The 22,432-nt window shown below is 62.9% G+C and carries 11 protein-coding genes; 5 read left to right on the top strand and 6 right to left on the bottom strand.

Annotation, left to right across the window (positions count from 1 at the left end; all coding sequences use genetic code 11):
• Window positions 1-7: 7 nt before the first annotated feature.
• The 6 genes from IPF76_RS12730 to IPF76_RS12705 form a co-directional block, all read right to left on the bottom strand.
• Window positions 8-391, bottom strand: a complete 384-nt coding sequence (locus tag IPF76_RS12730) for a helix-turn-helix transcriptional regulator (RefSeq protein ID WP_293844520.1) — start codon at window positions 389-391, stop codon at window positions 8-10.
• Window positions 392-669: 278 nt separating this feature from the next.
• On the bottom strand, window positions 670-1,311 hold the full coding sequence (locus tag IPF76_RS12725) for a BamA/TamA family outer membrane protein (protein WP_293844517.1): 642 nt from the start codon (window positions 1,309-1,311) through the stop codon (window positions 670-672).
• Entirely contained in the window at window positions 1,236-2,894 is a 1,659-nt protein-coding gene (locus IPF76_RS12720) for a hypothetical protein (RefSeq protein WP_293844514.1), read from the bottom strand. The genes IPF76_RS12725 and IPF76_RS12720 overlap by 76 nt, the downstream gene beginning before the upstream one ends.
• A gap of 79 nt (window positions 2,895-2,973) precedes the next feature.
• Entirely contained in the window at window positions 2,974-4,338 is a 1,365-nt protein-coding gene (locus IPF76_RS12715) for an HlyD family type I secretion periplasmic adaptor subunit (RefSeq protein ID WP_293844511.1), read from the bottom strand.
• Entirely contained in the window at window positions 4,335-6,131 is a 1,797-nt protein-coding gene (locus IPF76_RS12710; protein WP_293844508.1) for a type I secretion system permease/ATPase, read from the bottom strand. The genes IPF76_RS12715 and IPF76_RS12710 overlap by 4 nt, the downstream gene beginning before the upstream one ends.
• A 2-nt stretch (window positions 6,132-6,133) precedes the next feature.
• On the bottom strand, window positions 6,134-7,375 hold the full coding sequence (locus IPF76_RS12705) for a hypothetical protein (protein WP_293844505.1): 1,242 nt from the start codon (window positions 7,373-7,375) through the stop codon (window positions 6,134-6,136).
• A 365-nt stretch (window positions 7,376-7,740) separates the two neighbouring features.
• Between IPF76_RS12705 and IPF76_RS12700 the strand changes: the two genes are divergently transcribed.
• From IPF76_RS12700 to IPF76_RS12680, 5 genes are all read left to right on the top strand, one after another.
• Window positions 7,741-9,324 (top strand): TolC family protein, encoded by a 1,584-nt coding sequence (locus IPF76_RS12700; protein WP_293844502.1) that lies wholly within the window; start codon window positions 7,741-7,743, stop codon window positions 9,322-9,324.
• 280 nt (window positions 9,325-9,604) lie between these two features.
• Window positions 9,605-11,794 (top strand): calcium-binding protein, encoded by a 2,190-nt coding sequence (locus IPF76_RS12695; protein WP_293844499.1) that lies wholly within the window; start codon window positions 9,605-9,607, stop codon window positions 11,792-11,794.
• A 464-nt stretch (window positions 11,795-12,258) separates the two neighbouring features.
• Window positions 12,259-13,245 carry a M23 family metallopeptidase gene (locus IPF76_RS12690; protein ID WP_293844496.1) on the top strand — a complete coding sequence of 329 codons (987 nt, stop codon included), beginning with the start codon at window positions 12,259-12,261 and terminating at the stop codon, window positions 13,243-13,245.
• A 475-nt stretch (window positions 13,246-13,720) separates the two neighbouring features.
• Window positions 13,721-20,413: a DUF5801 repeats-in-toxin domain-containing protein gene (locus tag IPF76_RS12685; protein WP_293844493.1), complete on the top strand. Its 6,693-nt coding sequence runs from the start codon at window positions 13,721-13,723 to the stop codon at window positions 20,411-20,413.
• Window positions 20,410-22,425, top strand: a complete 2,016-nt coding sequence (locus IPF76_RS12680; protein ID WP_293844490.1) for a hypothetical protein — start codon at window positions 20,410-20,412, stop codon at window positions 22,423-22,425. Before IPF76_RS12685 ends, IPF76_RS12680 begins: the two co-directional genes overlap by 4 nt.
• The last annotated feature ends 7 nt before the right edge of the window (window positions 22,426-22,432 follow it).

The raw sequence follows: 22,432 nt of genomic DNA, 5'->3' as shown, positions 1-22,432 counted from the left end.
GCGCGGTTCAAAGTTCGATCGAAATCTTCACATTCTGGGGCTTGATCCCAGCCAGGGCTGCGATGCTGAGTTTCGCGGCATAGATCATGATGCTGAGTCGCTGCGGATTGGCGAGGCCTGCCGGGACCTCACCTTGATCCCAGTTCGTCGAGAGCATCATATCGACCTCCTCATCAGGGACGGCAGCCTCGAGACCGCCGACGAGTTCGATCTGCGAAATGCCAAGCACGCTGGCGAGCACGCGCAAGTTGCTGAGGCGCGGCTGGGTCTTGCCCGACTCCCACGCCCAGATTGTCGGCCGGCTCAGGCCTGTCCGCATCGCAAGCTCTGACCGGCTAATGCCGCATTGCTCGCGAAACCGGCGCAGCCGCGTCGGCAAGGGCTCGATCATTTCATATTCAATGGGGTGGGCAGAGGCGCTCATTGCGGGTGCACCGCGCAAAGCGCGCACGATCGAGCAGAAGGTGCCCAGAGGTCTTGACGACTTGAAGTGACGCCGATTTTGCCGATGACATTGCTATCCATTGACGCCCCCCTCAAATAACGCGCCACGATGGATGTAGATGTGAAAGAAATCCCGGTTTTCTGCCATTCCCTGATGGGGACACGCAAAATTCTGCAAGTCCCGCCATTGCACAGTCAGCCTGATCCGGGCGGCGTCGCCTGCGTTTAGAAGGCGGTTCCCAGCGCGATCGAGAAGCTCTTAGCCCGATCGCCCTGCTGACGCACCACGGGTTGGGCGATATTAAACCGCAGTTTCCCGGGCCCGGCGTTGAACGACAGGCCAACGCCCACCGCAACCCGCGGCTTGGCCGAATTGCCGATCAGCCGCTCGCCTGGCAAAAGCTCGGCTTTTGCGGCACCGAAAACCGAACCGGCATCAACAAATACGCTAGGCGACACGCCGAACCTGTCCATCGCGCCGTCAAGCCGAAACGACATTTCGAGCCGCCCCACATAATAGGCGCGGCCGCCAACTGCTGTCGTCAGTCCGGCCGGCGCGGTCAGCGGTACGACCTTTGGCCCGATGCCGCGCAGGTCGAAGCCGCGCATGCTGTTGCCGCCGATATAGAAGCGATCGAACAGCGGAATTTCGCGGCCACCAATCGGCTTCATCAGTCCGCCCTCGAGGCCCAGCGAGACGTCCAGACTGCCGCCGAGCCGGTGATGGAACGTGCCACCGACACGCGTGCGCAGGTAGCGGGTCGTGCCGCCAGGCCCGGCGACGTCCTGGGTCACGCGGAACTGGAACCCACGCCTGGGGTCAACCGCACTGTCTCGGCGATCAAGGCTGAGCGAGACGCTGACCACGGAACTGGTCGACTGACCAAGCGCGTTGCAAAAGGGGCTGCCGTGCAAGCCAACATCGCACTGTGCATTTTTTGTCGGATCAGGAAATCCTCATCCGAATATCGGTAATTCGCCGCAACGCGCAACCCGCGGCGAAGCTGTTTGCCGAGATAGAAATTCACGCCGCGCGCGGTTTGCCGGAAGACCGAAGATTTTTCCTGTTCATCGAACCCGACGGCGGTCGATTGCGAATAGAAGAAGGTCGGAGCTATCGACAGCTTGCTGCCCATGAAATTGGCGTCGGCGACCCCGAACTCCACTTGCCGCTGGATTTTGGAATAGCGCGCCGACGCAGTGATGTCGCGCCCGGGCGCGCCGATATTGGTCCGCGCGATCTTCACCGTTCCAACCGGGCCTTCGAGCGACGAATAGCCGCCCGAGAAGGCGAGGCCGCCGCGCGGCAGCGTCTTGATCGACAGCAAGTCGGCTTCGCTGGCCTGGCCATCCGCGCCGTCGATGCCCATGGCACTGTCGGCTATCGTATCCGCTTCGCTTTCGCCCTCATCTTCACGATCGGCAGGCGCCATTCCCAGCTTTGATGCATCGGGTCGCGCGCCCAGGGCTGCGCGGCGCGCGCCCGGATCGCCGAGCCAGGGGGCGGCCGAGACATCGGCGTCGAATGCAGGAAATCGGCGCATGCTCTGCGCTGCTTTCCGGCCCATGGCTTTGGTCCCGCCGATCGCAAAACAGGGCGGCCCGATGCGATTCTGGGCCGCAACGACGCACGCCAGATGGACCATGTCGGCGGGCAGCGCGGCTGCGTCGAAAGCGATGGCGGGCGATGTCGGCGGAAAACGCGTCGTGAAGGTCGGCTTCAGGCCCGTTGGAACCGACTTCGCCGGCGCGCGCGACGCGCGGCTGTGCTTGGTCGCCTTGGCGCTCCGAACGCTGCTATCAGCCTGTATCAGGGGTGACGGGCTCTTGCTTGCACGCGCTTTTCCAACGCCGCCAGGACAGTCGCGGCAAGCCCATCCATCGCTGTGTCGCGCGTCGGCGCCCCGGGCGATGAGCGCCTGGCGGTGCGCGCTATTGTCTTCCAGCCAAGGTGCGGCGGATACGTCAGCGACGAACGCGGAGAAGAGCCCTGGCGCTGCTGCTGCTTGCGCCGCAACGGGTTCAGATGTGGCGGGCGAGGAAAATTCTACGGCGGCCGCATTCTTAGCGGCGACTATCTTCGGCGCGATTGGTGCGTCCCAATCGACTCGAAACGGCGCGCGCAGGCCGGGATCGTCTTCGGCAATCGGACGAGAGGCGAGCCATGTTGTTTCATCGAGCGCTGGCGCAATCGGCACCGCCATAGCAAAATCGCTGGACTCCGCCGTTCGCGGCATCGTCGCAATAAGCGGCGGTCGGCGGTGGAGCGGCTGTCCGTCGGCCAGCAACAGCACCCGCGCCATCGCGGTGGACTGACGAAGAGCCGGATGAGGCGAAGACTGGAGGATCACTGGTTCGCGCGCATGCAGCGGCGTCGTCTCGCCAATACCGAACATGACCGCGACACCCAGCGCGGTGCCCTGCACCGCCTGATGAATGCCCCGGAACAATATTCCGTATCCCGCCAACCTCTTCCCCCTCTTTGCTGGCTGGTCCCCAGCTCACACCTTTGCCAAAGCCGCGTCGGGGTTATCCTTCCCGGAAGGACCGATTGAAACTGTCGATCATCGGCTGGAACAGATATTGCATCAGCGAACTCGATCCCAGGTCGATATAGACTTCGGCAGGCATTCCCGACATCAACTGGACATCGGGATATTTTTTAAGCTGCGCGGCCGATATCTCGACGATCACCTTGTAATAGATCTGCTGCGCGTCCTTGTCATAGATCGCGTCGGGGCTGACTTCCTTGACGGTGCCGAGCAGATTCGGGATCACGCGCGCCTTATATGGGGTGAGCTTGATTTCCGCCTTCAGCCCGCGGTGGACCATGTCGATGTCGATTGGCCGCAGGCGCGCCGACACGACAATTTTCTCCGACGTCGGCACAATGTCGAGGATTGGCTGCCCCGCCCCGATGACGCCGCCGGGGGTGATCAGTCGCAGATTGGCCACACGGCCGGCGACCGGCGCGATCACCTGTTGCCGAGCACGAATATCACCGCTGACCTTCAGTTTTTCGCGCGCCTCGGCGATCTGCAATTGAACCTGGCGCTGCTGGCCTGCCGCCTCGAGCACCATTTGCCCGCGCAGCGAAACCATCTGGGCACGCGTCTCACCGATCGTGTCGCGGAGCCGATCGAGGTTGTTGGTCAGCTTACCGCGCTCGCCATCGACGAGCGCCTTTTGCCGTTGCAGCGCGAGCAGCCGCGATTTGCGCTCCAGCCCCTCATCGACCAGCATGTCCACGCCCATTTGTTCGTCGTCGAGAAGCTTCGCCTGATCGGCCAGCGCCGCGATCTGGGCGCCGGAACTTCTGATGTCAGCGTTCGACTGACCGATCCGCTGCGACAGGATCTGTGCCTGTTCCGACAGGCCGCGTCGCCGCGAGGCAAATTCGGCGTTCGACGCAGCGATAATCTCCTTGACCTCCGGGTCGCTGGCTGCGGCCAGCAACTCGGCCGGATAATTTACGGTCGGGAGGCCGAGCCGTTCGGCGGTCAGCCGCGCGTCCTGCGCCAACAGGCCGAAAAAGCTCGAACGCAAGGCGGCATCGGACGCATCATTCTGGGTCGCATCGAACAGTATGAGCGGCTCGCCGGCGCGCACCTCCTGCCCTTCCTTGACCAGAAACTGCCGGACGATCCCGCCCTCCAGATGCTGGACCGTGCGCCGACCGCCACCCTCTGCCTCCAGAAACCCGCTCGCGATCGCCGCACTATTCAGCGGCGCCGCCCAGCTCCAGATCGCGAAGGCGAGCACGAACAGGCCGATGGACGCAAGCGCGAGCCGCATCGAACCCTTCACCCGCGGACCCGCCACATCGTAATCGGGTGACGGCAGCGCGAGGCGCACCGGGTCGCCGTCGGCGCCAAGGCGAAAGGGAATGTTCATGCTTCCATTCCCCCTTGCTTGAACATCGCCGGATTGGATTTTGCGGGATCGCCCTGCGGCGCTCCCTCGCCCGTCGGAATCGCACGCTTTCGTCCCGCCATTTCGTCGACGACGGTGCGGGCGTCGCCGAATTTGGCAACCTGACCATCCATCATCAGCAGGATCTTGTCGGCCAGTTCGAGCAGGTTGGCGCGGTGCGAGACGATGATTGTCGTCATGTGCAATGCCTTGAGCTTCTTGATCGTCGCCAGCAGCGCGGCATCGCCGCGCGCGTCGAGGCTGGCGTTGGGTTCGTCGAGCACCACCAGCGGCGGCAGCCCGAACAGCGCACGCGCGAGCCCGATCCGCTGGCGTTGACCGCCCGACAGCTGGTGCCCCCCGTCGGTGAGCACGCAATCATAGCCGCCGTCGAGGTGCAGGATCATCTCGTGGCAATCGGCCAGTTTCGCCGCCGCGATCACATCGGCGTCGCGCGCGTCAGGCCGGAACCGACCGATATTCTCACGGATTGATCCGGGCAGCAGTTCGACGTCTTGCGGCAGATAACCGACGTTCGGCCCGAAATCGCTGCGCATCCAGTCAAAGGTGTCGGCGCCGTCGAGCCGCACATGCCCCGAAAGCGGCTTCAGCACCCCGACGAGCAGTCGCGACAAAGTGGTCTTGCCCGATGCCGACGGTCCGACGATAGCTAGCGACGTCCCCGGCGCGATCGCAAAGCTGACATTCTTCAAAATCGCGCCCTTCATGCCGGGCGCCGCATAGGTCAGGTTTTCGATCGCCATACTGCCCGAAGGTTTCGGCAGTGCCATCTGCGATGGTCGCGGGGTCGGCTGGTCGCAAAACCGCGACAGGCGTTGCAGGCTTGCGCGCGCCAGCACAAATTGTTTCCAATAGCTCATCGCCGCCTCGATCGGCGCAAGCAGGCGGGCGATGAGGATCGATCCGGCGATCATCGCGCCGCCGGTCAGCTGTTGATCGAGCACCAGCAATGCCCCGATCCCCAGCACAGCGACCTGGACCAGATTGCGGACGAATTTCATCCAGGCGAGGATCTTGCTCGATTGAAACTGCGTCCCGTCGACCGCTTCGGTTTCGGCGACATAACGGTCGCGCCAGTGCGCGACGGTGTCCTTGCCCATTCCCATCGCGTCGATCACTTCGCTGTTGCGAACCAGCGATTCGGCATATTGCATGTTGCTCGTGGCTAGCGACTGCGTCTCGCGGATCGCATTGCGCGTGATCCGTTCATTGTACCAGGTCAGGCCGAACAGCGTCGCAGCGCCGACCGTCGAGATCACTCCGAAAACCGGGTGCAGCATGAACACGATCAGCAGGTAGAACGGCACCCACAGCATGTCGACGACGCTGAACACCGTCGGGGTCGAGATGAAATTTTTGACCTGCGTCATTTCGCGCAGCGCCTCGAGCCGGACGTTCGGCGCGATCAGTCGCTGTTCGAGTGAGCGCAGCAGCAGCGTCGGTCCCAATTGCTGCGCCATCCAGGTGCCGACGCGATTGGCAACCTGTTGCCGGATGCCGTCGAGGATCGAGCCGAGTCCGATCACCAGCGTGATCGCCAGTGCCAGAAAGAACAGGGTGTCCTTGCTCTGGCTGGTCAGGACGCGGTCAAAAACCTGCATCATGAACAGCGACATGGCGAGCGCTGCCATATTGGTGATCGCCGAAAACAGGATCAGCCGGACCGCGATGGGCTTTTGCGGGATCAGCAGGCTTTTGAGCAGATTGTCTGAACTGGCAGACGCCCGCCCAAGCGTCAGAGGGTTCCAGGCCATACCTATCGTTCCAGGTATGCGGGGCTATCGGCGGCGTGCAGCGGCAGCACCAGCCCCGAGATCAAGCCGGCAAGTTCCATCTGGCGGTGGACTCCCAGCTTTGCGCGCACGCGCTTGAGATAGGTCCGCGCGGTCTCTTCCGACAGGCCGCACCCTTCGGCCGCGTTGCACAGGCTGCTCGATTTGAGGAAATGGCCCAGGAAACGCTGTTCGGAGGGCAGCAGCCCAAGCGCTTCGAGCAGTGAGGTCGGAGCATCGACCTTGCCCGGCCCCATGATGATCACCATCGCGCAGCGCGTCATGCTGTCGCCGGTGCGCGACTTGGCCGAAATGACATAAGCCAGTCGCCATTCGCCGTCGCGGCAATCGAGCCGAAAAACATCCTCGACCGGTGCGTCGGGCGCCGCGGTGGCGGCGCGCCGGATACTCTCGCGCAGCTGTTTCGCCTGCGCCGGGTTAGCCGCCACGATCGTTCCATCGGCAGCGCGGAGCAGCCATTTGCGTTGCTCAACCAGACCCGTCGCTGCGCTGTTGAGAAACAACGGCTGGCCCTCAGCTGACAGCAAGGCCGTCGCCAGCGACACCCGATCAAACATCCCTTCGAGCATTGACGAACGCTGCGACTGGCGCGCTAACTGCGCCACACCGGTCGCCGACTCGGCGAGCAATGGTGCGATCAGCTGCAACGAGGCGGCATCGCGATCACTGAACTGCGCGTTGCCATTCGGGCGGAAAAACAGCGCACGAATGGCCTTGCCCTCGCGCTTCATCTGGATGGCGATACCGCTATAGAGCTGAGCATCAGTACCGGCTGCGTCAGCGGCGGCAGGATCAGCGTCGGCAGAATTTGGATCGGCGTCGGCAGATTTTGGCGCCACGCCGAACAAGGCTCCGGAAAACTGAAAATGATGCACCGGCTGTTCGCCGATCCGCGCCCAGACATCCTCCATCATCGCCATCAGGCGCCGCGTCGCCGCTGCATCTTCGCGTATGTTATCGAAACCAATCAGAAAGGCGTGACGCTGTGGACCCGGCCCCGGAAGCGTAACGGTGAGCATGGCGGATGCGATATCGAACTGCGCCAGATAGTCGTGCCAAAGCCGCCGCGTATCCGCCGCAACATCGGCCGACCGCGCCTGGTCCGCCATGACGTCATGCGGCTCGAACCCACCCCCCTCGAACAGCGGAGTGTCGTCGCGAACTGCTTCTGCATAATGCGTCGAAAATTCCATGGTCGCTGACATTATGGCCCCCAAAAATCATCGTTCCCGGAGCGATGCCAAAAGCTCGCCACAGGGGATTCACGCGCGACCATGATGTCTGGCGCGATGCTCTGAGTACGGTCCAGAACGCGCGCGCCCACCGGGGTTGCCTGAAGCATTTTCTACCCGGCGTTGGCTGTCGATTGATGCGAATCTCTCGATAGCGTCGTCTGCCGTGACGGCTGCAAACGACAGCCATTGTCTATTTCGATTCGGCGGATCGAGTCTATTATCCCCTCGGACATATCCGTTAGGGTAGTTTCGTCCTGCACCGCCGCGCATTACCCTTTGTGCACAAGAGAATGAGGGGTCGGCACTCGAATCTAGGATGATTCAGGAGGGGTGACGTGCGGAAATCATGGACTTTTTGGGCGAGCGCTCTGAGCGCGCCCGCCGCCGTTGCGACGTTGGCAATCGCCGCGACTCCGCTGTTGGCGCAATCGGCGTCGCCCGCCGTCGCACCGTCGAGCACGATGGCAGCACTCGCTCGTCAGGTCGTCATCTCCAGCCCCGACATTGCGGCGCAGCGCCATCAGGTGCGAGTCGCCGCGGCACGGCTGCAGGCTGCCGAAGCCAGCTTTCTGCCGACGATCGAGGCAAATGGCACCGTCCAGCGCCGCGAGATCGACATCAAGAATGGCAGCAGCACGAACGATGCGCGCTATACCGCCGGTCAGGCAGGGATCGAGGCAAGGCTGCGCTTCTATGACGGCGACCGGACCTACAATGGGGTCAAGATCGCCAAGGCCGAACTCGAGGCGACCAGCGCAGGGCTCGACGCGATCACTTCGGACATATTGCTGGAACTGCTGAGCAGCGCCGCCGACGTCCATCTCAATCGCAAGATCCTGCAATATTCACAGGCGCAGAGCGAGGCGATCGGCGAGCAACTGCGCGCGACATCGCGCCGCCTCGAGTTCGGCGAAGCCACGCGCACTGACGAAGAGCTGGCACGCGCGCGACTCGCGACCTCGCAAGCCGGGGTGCTCGCCGCGACCGAAGAACTGGGCGTCAACGGCCACCGGTTTCGCAATGTCAGCGGCCAGTCGGGGACGATGGTGCCGCCGCTACCGCCGCTCGCGGCGGTTCCGGCGTCGCTCGCCGCTGCGCAAAAGATCGCCCAAGACGCCGCACCGCGGCTCCGCGCCGCGCGGCTCAATGCCCAAGCCGGCAAGTCGGGCGTCCGCTTTGCGACCGGTGCCTTGCTCCCGCAACTCGATGCGGTCAGCGGCTATGACTATCTGACCGGCGGCGCGACCAATACGTTCACGGGCAAATATCCCGACGACCGCTCGTCACTTTATTACGGGCTGGAACTGCGCGTGCCGATTTTCCTGCCGCGCGACCATGCCGAGGTTCGCCGCGCGCGCGCCGTCCGCGATCAACGCCTGTCGCAGACCGACATGGCAGTGCGCACGGTGGCCGAGGAGGTGGCGAGCGCCTGGACGCGCTGGCAATCGGCGAAAAGCACGATCGTGGCCGCCGAGACGGCGGTGGCGGCAACCCAGGAGGCGGCCGAAGGGATCAAGAAAGAGGCCGTCGGCGGCAACCGCACGCTTACCGACGTGCTGAACGCGCAGAATGAGCTGCTGACCGCGCGCGTCACGCTGGAGCGCGCGCACCGCAATGAATTTGTCGCGCGCGCCAGTTTGCTGGCAGCGACCGGTCAGCTCGACGCGAAGGCGATTCTCGATGGCCGCTGCTGCGGAGCCGACCCCATCGAACGCCCAGGAATGTCGGCGCTGGGCCGACCGACCATGGCGAGCGTCGACAATGCGATGACCGACCCATCGATATCGTCGCGGCCCCAAATGTCGTCGCTGGGCCGCATGCCCGACCCAGCGCCTGATGGAGCCGCCGCCCTCGACGGCGGGTCGTCGACCGCTATGTCGCGTCCAGCATCTTCGGCGCTCGGGCGCAAGCTCAACTAGGGTCAGAATCCGCGTTGCGAGAGGCTTGTTCCGCCCCGCTGCGGAACGGCAGAAATCCGCGCGCCTGGTCAGAATGGATCGGCGCGTCGTCGGATGATCTGCCCCAAAATGAACCACTTCACAAAATTGTCGGTCATGTCCCCAAGCAGGAATGTCCGCTCCCCCTGCCCCGCCATATCCCTTCGTCATGGCTTCGGATTTTCGTGGCCATTTGGGGGGATGGCAAAGCCGAGTCGGCGAAACCGCATCCCTGCGACCCACCAATGAAGAGGATAGCGAAATGCCTACTGTTGGACCTTCAAACGCTCCGAATAATCCCAAGAACCCGACCTCGCGCGGTCAGGTGCTGGGGACCAATGCGGTCGATTTCATCGATCTGAATGCGATCACGTCGACCGCGACCCTGCCGTACAATGCGCGCGGCAATGGCGGTAACGACACCGTCTATGGCAACAATCTCGACAACGATCTGTACGGCGATGCCGGTGACGACAATGTCATCGGCCGGAGCGGCAATGATCGTGTCGATGGCGGCGCCGGCAACGACACGCTGATCGGCGACCAGGCGTCGTTCGTCGTCGTCGGACCCGGAAACGTCGTCTATACCGGCGATGACAATGGCGGTGCTGACGGCAACGACACATTGCTCGGTGGTGCCGGCAACGATACGGCCTGGGGTGGCGGCGGAAACGACTTCATCCGCGGCGATGCCGGCAACGATACGCTCAACGGCCAATCGGGCGATGACCGCATCGAAGGCAATGCTGGCAACGACACCATCGACGGTGGCACCGGCAATGACAATCTTTATGGCGGCACCGAAACCGACGTCGTGACCGGCGGCGATGGCGACGATTACATCAACGGCGGTACCAACTCGAACGGTGTCGACCTATTGAATGGCGGCGCGGGCAACGATGTCATCTTCGGCGACGGTGGGCCGAACCGCAATGCTGATGGTGACTATGCCTACAACCAAAGCGGCTACAATCCTGGGCTCGGCCACGCCGACGTAATCTTGGGCGGTGACGGCGACGACCAGGTCTTTGGTCAGGGCGGCGACGATCTGATCCTTGGCGAAAACGGCGACGATCTGCTGTGGGGCGATGACGGCAACGACACGATCTTCGGCGGCACCGGTTTCGACCAGGTTGACGGCGGCGAAGGCAATGACACGCTGCTCGGCGAAGATGGCGATGATGAAATCGATGGCGATGCCGGCGATGACCTCATCCGCGGCGGCGCCGGCCTCGACTTCGTTCAGGGTGGTGCTGACAACGACGACATCGGCGGTGGTGCGGATGCCGACACGCTGAACGGCAACGACGGCAACGACCTCGTCCATGGCGACGGCGGTGACGACGTCATCTGGGGCCAAGGCGGCAACGACAGCCTTTATGGTGACGATGGCGACGATGTGATCCGCGGCAACGGGGATCCCTTCTTCGATCCGCTCGATCCGGAGAATACCGATGCCGACTTCATCTCGGGCGGTAATGGCAACGACACGATCAACGGTGACGAAGGCGACGACGTTATCGAAGGCAATGACGGCGACGATCTGCTCGCGGGCGACACCGGCAACGACACCATTTCGGGTGGCGCTGGCGAAGACAACATCACCGGCAATGACGGCAACGACGTTGTCTCGGGTGGCGACGACGACGACGTCATCCAGGGCAACAACGGCGCCGACAACCTGTCGGGCAATGACGGCGACGACCTGATCTATGGCGGCGCTGGCAACGATGTGGTCAACGGCAATGACGGCGACGACCAGCTTGCTGGTGATGCCGGCAACGACAATATGTCGGGCGGCGCTGGCGACGACATCATGTATGGTGACACGCTGTATGAAAACCTGGGCAATCCGGGTGGCGGCAACGACACCATGTCGGGTGGCGACGGCAACGACTACATGTCGGGCGGCTTCGGCAACGACGTGATGAACGGCGATGACGGCGACGACAGCATCCGGGGCGACACCGGCAACGACACCATCAATGGTGGCCTTGGCGATGACAATCTGGAAGGTGAATCGGGCAACGACACCATCACCGGCGGCGAAGGCGACGACCATATGTCGGGCGGCGCGGGCAAGGATCTGTTCCGCTTCGACTCGACCGATGCATCGCCGGGCTTTGGCAATGATGTCATCGGTGCGCCGTTCAGCCTGGGATCGGGCCGCGACTTCAATCTCGCGAACCGCGACACGCTGGTCTTCGACGTCGACGCTGGCTTCGATCCCGCGGTCGATGTTGGTGTGGTCACCGGGGACTGGGACGGCCAAGGCGATGCGCTCGACGTGTACGTCTTCACCGCAGCCGGTGCGGTCCTGATCGAGGACTTCTGGGAAGGCGCTTCGGCTCCGATCGCAGCGCTGGCTGCCCTCGGTGCCTATGACTCGGTTGCGGCGCTCAACGCGTACAGCCAGGGCAATGCGTCCTACGACATGATCACGTTCGTCTGAGGACAAGGCTTCGTACGGGGAGCCACTCCTCGACGGACCTCTGCTAACTGGAGGGCAGGCCGCGGCCTGCCCTCCTTTTTGCATTCGGGTGCCAAGATATTTCGTCGATGCCGCAACACAATAGCATCGTGGACGCTCACCAATATTTGCAATGTCCCCATCAGGGAATGGCAGGAAACCGCGCTTTCCGCCAATTTTGACACAAGGATGACAGGGCAAGAATCATCCTAACGAAGCCTGCTTTAGCCGAGCAGGTCTGCAGAGACAGGGTGTAAGAAAAGTAAGAGTTCTATCGACGACCCGGTGGCAGTTTTGTCCTCCGACACTTGGTAGATCTTCGAGTTCGGTCAGCTCCCGCTGGCTAGCCGTGTCCGCCGCCACGCCCCCTGGCGGCGGCCGGCGTCGAAGTTTCAACGCTCTTCCCTTCGCGCAGCGAGCATGTCGACCATATCGAGAGCCCGATCATGATGCATGCGTTCCTCCTCTCCTTTTCGCTGGCGATGGCAGCGTTGCAGGCGCCACCCGCGGACGCTGCTCCTGCGCTTGGCTTTCCCGTCGAATGCGTCGTCGGCCAATCCTGCCTGATCCAGAAACTGGTCGATCACGATCCCGGTCCCGGTCGCCGCGACTATCATTGCGGACTGCTGACGACCAATGGGCATGATGGGATCGATATCCGCTTGCGGACGATGGCCGACATGCGAACCGGCTTTACCGTCGTTGCCGCCGCGCCTGGAACGGTGCTGCGTATCCGCGATGGCGAAGCCGATGTCAGCGTAGCCGAACGGACCGCACCGAATGGCAAAGATGCCGGCAACGCGGTGGTGATCGATCATGGCAACGACTGGCAGACCCAGTACAGCCACCTCCGCCAGGGCAGCATCGGCGTCCGTCCGGGTCAGCCTTTGGCAACCGGCGACCGCATCGGGCTGATCGGCCTGTCAGGTAATACCGAATTCCCGCATCTGCACTTTACGGTTCGCTATCGCGGTGAAGCCGTCGATCCGTTCGTCGGCGCTGGCGCCCTACCCCGTTGCAGCGCCGACTCCCGCGCATCCGGTCTTTGGACGCCGAGCGCGGTACCGATGCTGGGTTACCAGCCCGCGGCCGTGATTACCGGTGGCCTCTCAGCCGCGGTGCCGGCCAAGGCGGTCACCGAGCGTGACCCGCCACCCGCGCCCGTCAGCGCGCAGGAACCGCTCATCCTGTGGGTCGATGCGATCGGCGCGCGCGAGGGTGACCGTCAGACCTTCACGATCATCGGGCCGAAGGGGCAGATCGTGCATGAGCAGCAATCGGTCATCGCCGACGGTGGCCTCAGCTGGTTCGCCTATAGCGGCAAACGCGCCCCGGCAACGGGCTGGCCCAGCGGTCGTTATGTCGGTCGCTATGCGTTGCGACGCGGCGACGCAGTGGTCGCGCGAATTGAATCAAATGGATTAATAAAATAGTCCGTCAATTACCTTGATATCAGAACGATATATATCGCCTTCTTTACCAGTATAATGGTCAATGAAATCACAGTAAGCTGATATTTTTATTTACATATTCATCTGCAATAATTAATTTTATATCAAGTCATATTCACAATGTGACAGTTTTTATCGATATTGTTGCATTCTATAAATATATTAAGAGAAAATTAACTCATAAGATATTGAACTTATCCAAAAGTATAGGTTAGCATACCGGAAATTGCCATTGCAGAATCACCCCCCGGGGTTTGTATTCGCCCGGTCAGTGACAAGGCACGGGCATCGGTCGCCAGAGAGAACCCAGCACGATCACAAGAGCTTGCATTGCTGCTCCGCGCGACATCCAGCGCGGACAAGCGATGCCGTTCGCCCGTAGTTGCAGCGGCCCCCGTACAGGTCGCTGCCGCGTGAACTGGCGAGCATCGAGGTGCAGGGGGCATAGACGATGGACTTGAAGCGGAATGAACAGGTGGGCGAAACCGCCACCATAGCAAGGGCCATTCCGCCCGGAGCGACGTCCATCCTGCCCGTCGATGGCGTTATCCAATTGCCGCCCGGCACGCGCCTCGACGCGATCAAGCTTTCCGGTAATGACCTCGTCGTCACCTTGCCTGACGGGGAAATACTGGTCATCGTCGATGGCGCGCTGCGGATTCCGCAGATCAAGGTAGGCCCGATCAACATCCCGGCGCCCACGGTCGCCGCGCTGATCGCCGGACAGGAGCCCGAACCCGCCGCCGGCCGGCCGCAAAGCTCGGGCGGCAACTTCGCGCAGACGCCGGGCGACATCGGCGACCCCTTCGGTCTCGGCGACCTACTGCCGCCGACCGAGTTCGGCTTCGGGCGAATTCCGGACGTCGAGGTGATTCCCGATGCGGTCGACGACAAACCCAAAATCCTGATCACGACCCCGGACCAGACGGTCGGTGTGACAGCCGCAACCGCGATCGTGTCGGAAGCGGCGCTGGCGGCGCGCGGTGCCGAACCCGCCGGATCCGATGCCGCTTCGCCGCGTGAATCGACCAGCGGCACGATCCAGATTGCTGCGCTCGACCAGCCCGTCGTCGTAGCGGTCAACGGCACGGCCGTCACCGCCGTCGGCCAGGTCATCACGACGCCGCTTGGCCAGATCACCATCACCAGCATCACGCCGGATCTGATCGGTTACAGCTATACGTTGACCGACAACAGCACCAGCCCGACCGCGACCGACGCCGTCACGATCACCGTCACCGACAGCGACGGCGACGTCGGCACGGCCACTCTGACTCTGACGATCGAAGACGACGCCCCGATCGCGCGCGCCGATATCGACGACACCGTTCCCGGCAGCACTGCGCCGCAGGCAGGAAACGTCATCACCGGCGCGGGGACCGCGTCCGGTGCGGCGGGCGCTGATACACCTGGCGCCGACGGCGCAATCATTACCGGTGTACGCGGCGCATCGGCCACCGAATTCAGCCCGACGGCGACGCCGGTGCAGGGCCAATATGGCCGCCTGGTGATCGCCCCCGACGGCACCTATGCCTATGTCCGTTCGGCCGGGACACCCGGCGGCGTCAGTGATGTTTTCACCTATCAATTGACCGACGGCGACGGCGATGTATCGACGGCGACGCTGACGATCCGCATCGGCGACAGCACGCCCAGCCTGCTCTTGCCCGCGGCGGGCGACGACGGCACCTTCGTCGACGAAGCCGGCCTCTCCGAACGCGACGGCGAAAACCCCGGTTCGCGTGACGGCGACGGTTCCAACTTCACCTCCGGCGTCATCCAATTTGCTGCGGGTGACGGACCAGCGGCGCTGACGATCAACGGCGTTCCCGTCACTGAAGAAGGTCAGGAGATCGCACTCGCCACCGGCACCTTCTACATCATCGCGATCAATCCCGATTCGATCGAATATTTCTTCTGGCTGACCGACAACACGTTCGGCGATGCGACATCGCAGCTGATCACGGTCGGCATCACCGACCTTGATGGCGACACGGTAGCCGCCAGTTTCGAAATCGACATCATCGATGATGTTCCCGAAGCCGTTGCCGATTTCGACAGCATCCCGGCGGGCACCTTTGGCCCCGCTACGGGGAACGTCATTACCGACGCCGAAAATGACGGCGGGCTGGATTTCCCCGGCGCTGATGGCGCAAGCGTGTCGGCGGTTTCCGGCGCCGGCGACCCCGTTGCGCCAGGAACGCCCGTTGCGGGACTCTACGGCGTGCTGACGCTGCACAGCAATGGCAGCTACAGCTATGCTCGAAATCCCGGCAGCCCGGGCGGCGTTTTTGACGTGTTTATCTATCAGTTGACCGACGGCGACGGCGATACCTCGACCGCGACGCTGTCGATCGCGATCGCCGATGGCCGCGTTACGCTTACGCTGCCCGACGGCGATGACGACGGCCAACTGGTATCCGAAGCGGGACTGCCATTGGGGTCGGCGCCGGAGAGCGGCACGGCAACAACCAGTGGTTCATTCGCTTTTTCGGCCGCCGATGGTCTCGGCTCGGTTCGCATCAACGGCGAACCGGTGACGGCAATCGGGCAGACTGTCGTCGGCGCGTTCGGAACGCTCACGATTACCAGCATCAGTGCGACGGCGATCGGCTACAGCTACACCCTGACCGACGCAACCAACGGCGACGATATCGCTGAAAACTTTGGCGTCGTCGTCACCGATGTCGATGGCGACAGTGCCAGCGGTACGCTCAGCATTGTCGTCGAAGATGATGTCCCGACCGCGATCGACGACCTTGACGCGCTGCAGTCGGGCAGCGGACAAAGCGCTGACGGCAATGTCCTGACCGGGGTCGGCGGGGAAGATGCCAATGCAACCGATGGCGAAGCCGACATCCAGGGCGCCGACGGCGCCAGCGTTACCGCCATCGCTTTCGGCGGTGACAGCGGCGAAATCAACGGGCTGACTTTTGGCGCATATGGCACGCTCGCGATCGCTGCCGACGGCAGCTATATTTACACGCTCGATCCCGAAAATTCCGATGTCCTGGGGCTCGACAGCGACGACGAACTCACCGAGACCTTTGAATATGTCATCACCGATAGCGACGGCGACGAGGCGACAGCAACGCTGACCGTCGTCATCCGGGGTCGGAACGACATCGTCACCATCAACGGCCTCAATCCCGCAGGCGCCGAAGCAACGGTGCTGGAAGCCAATCTGTCCGACGGTTCGAGCCCGGATAGTGCGGCACTGATCCAAACCGGCGACTTCAGTTTTGACGCAGCCGACGGCATCGCCGCGATCACCATTGCAGGCGAAAGTCTGTTCGACGGCGCGATTGCCGCAGGGCTGGTGATTACCACTGACCTTGGCATTCTGACGATCACCGATTTCGCGCCCGTGTTCGACGCTGCGGGGGACATTGTCGGCGGCACAATCAGCTACAGCTACGAGCTCTCCGAAAACAGCGGGCTTCACAGCGGGCCGACCGATGCCGCGCTCACCGAGTCTTTCGCTATCGAGATAACCGACAGCGACGGTTCACTCGCGACGGCGACCCTTGACGTGCTGATTGTCGACGACGTTCCCGTCGCGCAATCGGAACCGTCGATCACCGTGGCCGAAGACGCTGCCGCCATTTCGGGCAATCTGCTGGCGAACGACACGCTCGGCGCAGATGGCGCGACAGTCACGTCGGTTACTGTCGGCAGCACCGTTATCGCGATCGCCGCCACCGGAACCACCACATACACCAACCCCAACGGCACCTATAGCTTCCAGGCCAATGGTGCCTGGAGCTTCGATCCGGTGCCGCAGATCAGCGTGTTCCCGATCCACGCCAATTTCACCTACACCATCACCGATGGCGACGGCGATCAATCGTCCGCGGTGCAGCTGATCCGCCTGGCTGACGGCTCGTTGCCGACCGCGAGCGACCCGATCCAGCTAATTGTTGATGACCAGCATCTGGAAAGTGGTTCGACGCCATCGCCGGCGCAGCCGGTTTCGTCGAGCGGCGACATCGTCTTCACCCCCGGCTCCGACGCGATCGCATCGATGGGCTTTGGCGACCTCTCGACGCTCGACGGTGGGCTCAGCTGGACGCTCGAATCAGACACCCAGATCATCGGCTGGGACGCCGACGAAAACCCGGTTGTCGTGATCGACCTCAGCCTGTCGGGCAATGTCGCGACGGTCACGGTGACGCTGCAATATAGTTATGGCCTGCATCCTGATGCGACAATCGATGATCTGACCGAACTTGGCTTTATCGAAGTCGTCGCCACCGACAGCGATGGCGATCAGGTCTCGGGGACAGTCAATATTTCGGTATCCGACGACGTGCCGTCGATCACGGCCTTGTCCCCGACAGCGGGGCTGTTGACGGTTGACGAGACCAACCTTGCACAGGACGCCACCGCTGATTTTGCCAGTCTGTTCAACATCGTGATTGGTGCCGATCAGGCTGGCAGCACGGTGAGCTATGCCTTCGAGGTGACGACGGCCACTGGACTGATCGACGTTGCCACGGGTTCAAAAATCATCCTGCAAGCCATCGGCAATACTGTCGAAGGGCGCCTGCAAGATTCGCCCTCGACCGTCGCCTTCCGGTTGACCGTCGCGAATAACGGTCAGGCGACCCTCGACCAGATCCGCGCCGTTCGCCATCCCGACGCCAGCAACCCTGACGATTCCGTGACGCTGTCGCCGACCATCATCCGGATGATCGCGACAGTCACCGACGGCGACGGCGACCAGGCTTCGGCGCTGGTTGCCATCGGCAGCACGCTGGTGTTCAAGGATGACGGGCCGTCGATCGACGCGACTAATGTCGATGCCAACGCGATCACCCTGACGACGCAGGACGGCGATACGCGCGGCAGCGCCTTCGACGTGGCGACCGCCGATCTGTCATCGGCCTTTTCGACTTCGCTGGTTCAATTCGGCGCCGATGGTCCCGCGAACGCGGGCGCGGTGACCTGGACCTATTCCCTTGCGCTGGGCTCGGCGGCCGCGACCTCCGCCCTGACCAGCAACGGCGTGCCGGTCACGCTGGCCCTTGTCTCCGGCGAGATCGCCGGCAGCGCGGCCGGCACGCCCATTTTTTCCATTGCGGTGAACGCCGCGACCGGCATTGTCACGCTGACCCAATTTGCCGAAATCGACCATCCGCTGCCGGGTTCCGCCAGCAATTACGCCGCGCAGCTTGTCGAACTCGCGGCCAACCTGGTCGAGCTACGCGGCACCGCGGCAATCGTCGATCGCGACGGCGACAGCATTTCGGACACCGTTGCGGTCGATCTGGGGGGCAACATCCGCTTCGCCGACGATGGACCGTCGATTTCCGCCGGAGGCATCGCGCCCACGCTGACGGTCGACGAAAGCGATTTCGCCGCGAACGCCACCGCCGACCTGTCGGGACTGTTTGCACCAACGACCGATTTTGGCGCCGATGGTCCGGGCGCGGTCGCCTATGAACTTGGCGTTACCGCAGGGGCAAGCGGGCTGGTCGACTCGCTGACCGGCGAAGCGGTCATCCTTTCGATCGAGAGCGGCGTTGTATTCGGCCGCACCTCCACGCACGAAGTTTTCCGCATTTCGGTGGCCCCCGGCGGCCTCGTCACCTTCGACCAGTCGCGCGCAGTCCTCCATTTGCCCGACAGCGGCCCCGACCAGACCTTGTTCCTGTCGGGAAGCAACCTGATCACGCTGACCGCCATCGCGACCGACGGCGACGGTGACACCGCGCGGACCACCGCCGACATCACCGGCCGTTTCGCGATCCGTGACGACGCACCGCAAGCGGTCCATGACGAAGACAATGTCGCGCGCGACGGGCAGATTTTTGCCGACGGCAATGTGCTGACCGGAATTGGTGGCACCGATGATAACGGCATGGACGGATCGGCCGACAATGCTGGCGCTGACGGCGGGCTTAGCGTGATTGGCGTGGCGTTCGGCGCAGTTGCGGGAACATCGGGAAGTGCGGTGGCAGGCGACTATGGCACGATCATCATCGCGGCCGACGGCACCTATCGTTACGATCTCGACCCCAATGATCCGGCGGTTATCGCGCTGACGTCCAGCACGACGCTCACCGAGACGTTCCAATATACGGTGCGCGACGCAGACGGCGACACGTCGATCGCAACAATCACCATCTCGATCACCGGCGCCAATGATTTCCCGATCGCGCGCGCCGACACAAATTGGGTCCTCGACGGCGCCAGCGGGACCGACCCGAGCGCTACCGGCAATGTCCTCCAGGATATCGCGCATCCCGGCGCACCGTTCGGCAGCTTTTCCGACGTCGCCGACAATGACCCTGACCTGGAGACGATCACTGTCACCACGGCGGGAACCTATGTCGGCCTCTATGGCACGCTCGTTCTCAACGCCAACGGCAGCTATACCTACACGCTTGATGAGGACAAGCCGGTGGTCAACGCGCTCGATAGCGGACAGACGCTGGTCGATAGCTTCGCCTATACGATCAGCGACGGCGCGCTGTCGGTCGGCTCAACCCTGACCATCACCGTTTTCGGTACCAACGACGCACCGACGATTGGCACCGCAATCGCGCGGGTATCCGAGGAAGGTCTGCCGAACGGGCTTGCCGACACGGCGCCGAACGCGACGCTCGACACCACCAACAGTACGACCTTCAGCGGCACGCTGGCGATCGGTGACGCCGATGCCGGCGAAATGCTGACCGCGACCCTCGGCAATCCCGGCGCGGTGTTGACCGCGGGAGGCGTTCCCGTTGCCTGGACCGGTGTCGGCACCGATATCTTGATTGGCTCGGTCGGCGGCTCGGAAGTCATCCGCGTCACGCTGGCATCGAATAGCGCTTTTACCGTCACGCTGTCGCGCGCTGTTGATCACCCCAATGTCACCCTGGAGGACCTCAAGGATTTCTTCGTCCCCGTTTCGGTATCCGATGGCACCACCACGACCACCAACGCTACGGCGATCCAGATCGTGATCGAAGACGATGCCCCGACCGCCAACGGCGAGACCGGAGCGACATCGCAGCCGATGCAGGACGTGAACACGCTCTTCATCCTCGATTTCAGCGACAGCATCGACAGTGGCGAACTCAACACGATGCTCGAGGCCGTCCAGGGGCGCTTTCGCAGCTCGATAGCGCGGCGTCGGGCGCACTCACGATCAAATTCGTGATCTTTTCGTCAGGCTCGTTCGCTTCCGAAGCCTTTTCGACAGCGGCAGACGCGAATGCTTATCTCGACTCGCTCAATCCGCTCGCCGGTGGCGAACGTCCATCGCAGGACGACATCGGGCTCAACACCAATTACACCGGCGCGATCCAGACCGCGCTCGCGAATTTCACCACCATCCCGGGGGCGAGCAACCAGGTCTTTTTCCTGAGCGACGGCAACCCGAACCAGCAGACGCAGTTCGGCGGTATACCGCCCATGGTCATCAATTCGCTGACCTCAGCCACCGCCACCGCCTGGAACAGTTTCGTCGACAACAACAATATCAACGTCACAGCGATCGGTATCGACAATAATCCGCTGCAACCGCTGAACATCCAGCGGTTGCGCGACGTAGATTTGAACGATGCGCCAAACAACAATCCGATATTGGTCAACGATTTCGAGGACCTGGTCGCGACATTGCTGTCGGTCATCGTTCCGTCGGCGGTGTCGGGCGATCTCGACGCCAATGACTTTTTCGGCGCCGATGGCGGTCGACTGCTGTCAATCACGATCGGCACAACGACCTACACCTGGGATGGCGCGTCGAGCATCGCTGTATCGACAGGCGGCAGCATTGCCGGGACGGCGCTGAACGCGATCACGACGCCGATGGGCGGCACATTGACGCTTAATTTCGCAACCGGCCAGTATAATTATCAACCGCCGAGCCCGATCACCGTCACCGCCACCGAAGTTTTCAATTACGTGGTCACCGATCGCGACGGCGATACTGCGACCGCGAACCTGTCGGTCACCATTACCGCGCTGGCGCCGCCGATCGCCGTCGATCTGGACGGCGACGGGACTGAATTTGTGTCGAACGCAGCAGGAGTGAAATTCGACTATGATGGCGACGGCATGGCCGAAACCACCGCATGGGTCGGGGCTGACGACGGCCTGCTGGCGATCGACAAAAATGGTGATGGCAAGGTCAACAATGGTTCCGAACTGGTGTTCGGCGGCGGCGGCCTGTCCGACCTGCAAGGCTTGGCTGCCACCTATGACAGTAACGGCGACGGCAAGCTTGACGCGGTCGACGCGGATTTTGCAAAGTTCGGTATCTGGCAGGATGCCAACAGCAACGGCGTCACCGACGCCGGTGAATTCCGCTCACTGATCAGCGAGGGCATTATCAGCATTTCGCTGACCTCCGACGGCCGCGCCTATATCGCCGCCGACGGCCAGGTTCAGGTGAGAGGCGAAGCGCTCTACACCCGCGCTGACGGCAGCACCGGCAAACTCGCCGACGCGGCATTCGCCACCAACTTTGCCGACCAGCAGCGTGTTGCTGCCACGACGGGAACCGCTGGACTTTCTACCGCGATGCTCGTGGCCGGGCTCGCAGCCGCGACACCGTTGGCGGCGCGACCGAACGCGACACCCGATGGCGACGCCCCGGTCGCGGGGCCACAGGCTGACGTCTCCAACGAAGCGACGGACCATGCCGCTGCCCTTCCTGCCGCCAAGGCCGATGGCCTCGTCCACGAATATTTCTCCGCCCCTGCCACGGCCCGGATCGAAACCGAACCCACCCAGCGCCAGATGGACCAGGACGAACACCGCGAAGCCCGCAGCGACGCTAGCGACGCCGCGGCGCCCGATCCGACCTATTCCCCGCTGGTCGCGGGAACCGAGGTCGATCTGCCGTCCGAATCGGCAACGGCTGTCGCGTCGAGCGATCAGATGCAGATGGCGCTGCCGCCGCAGGCAGTGCTCGACCTCGCTGACGCGGAGATCGACACGATCGTAGCCGCCGCGCTGGAAGGACCGCAGATCGAACTCGACGCGCTGCTCGGCCCGGTAACACAGGCCGTACCGGCGCTCGCTGGGTTCATGCTGGGCGACGGCGGCGCTGCCGGATTGCTCGCAGACGGCGGTTCGGTCGCATCCGGCCATTCATTCATCGCCGACCTCGCGCAGCAGCATGTCGTGGTGCAGCTCGAACAAATGGCGTCAGCCGGGCACGCCTAAACCACCG

The organism is Sphingopyxis sp. (assembly GCF_016704835.1).
Classification (GTDB): Bacteria; Pseudomonadota; Alphaproteobacteria; order Sphingomonadales; family Sphingomonadaceae; genus Sphingopyxis.
This window is presented reverse-complemented; position numbering and strand designations above follow the sequence as displayed.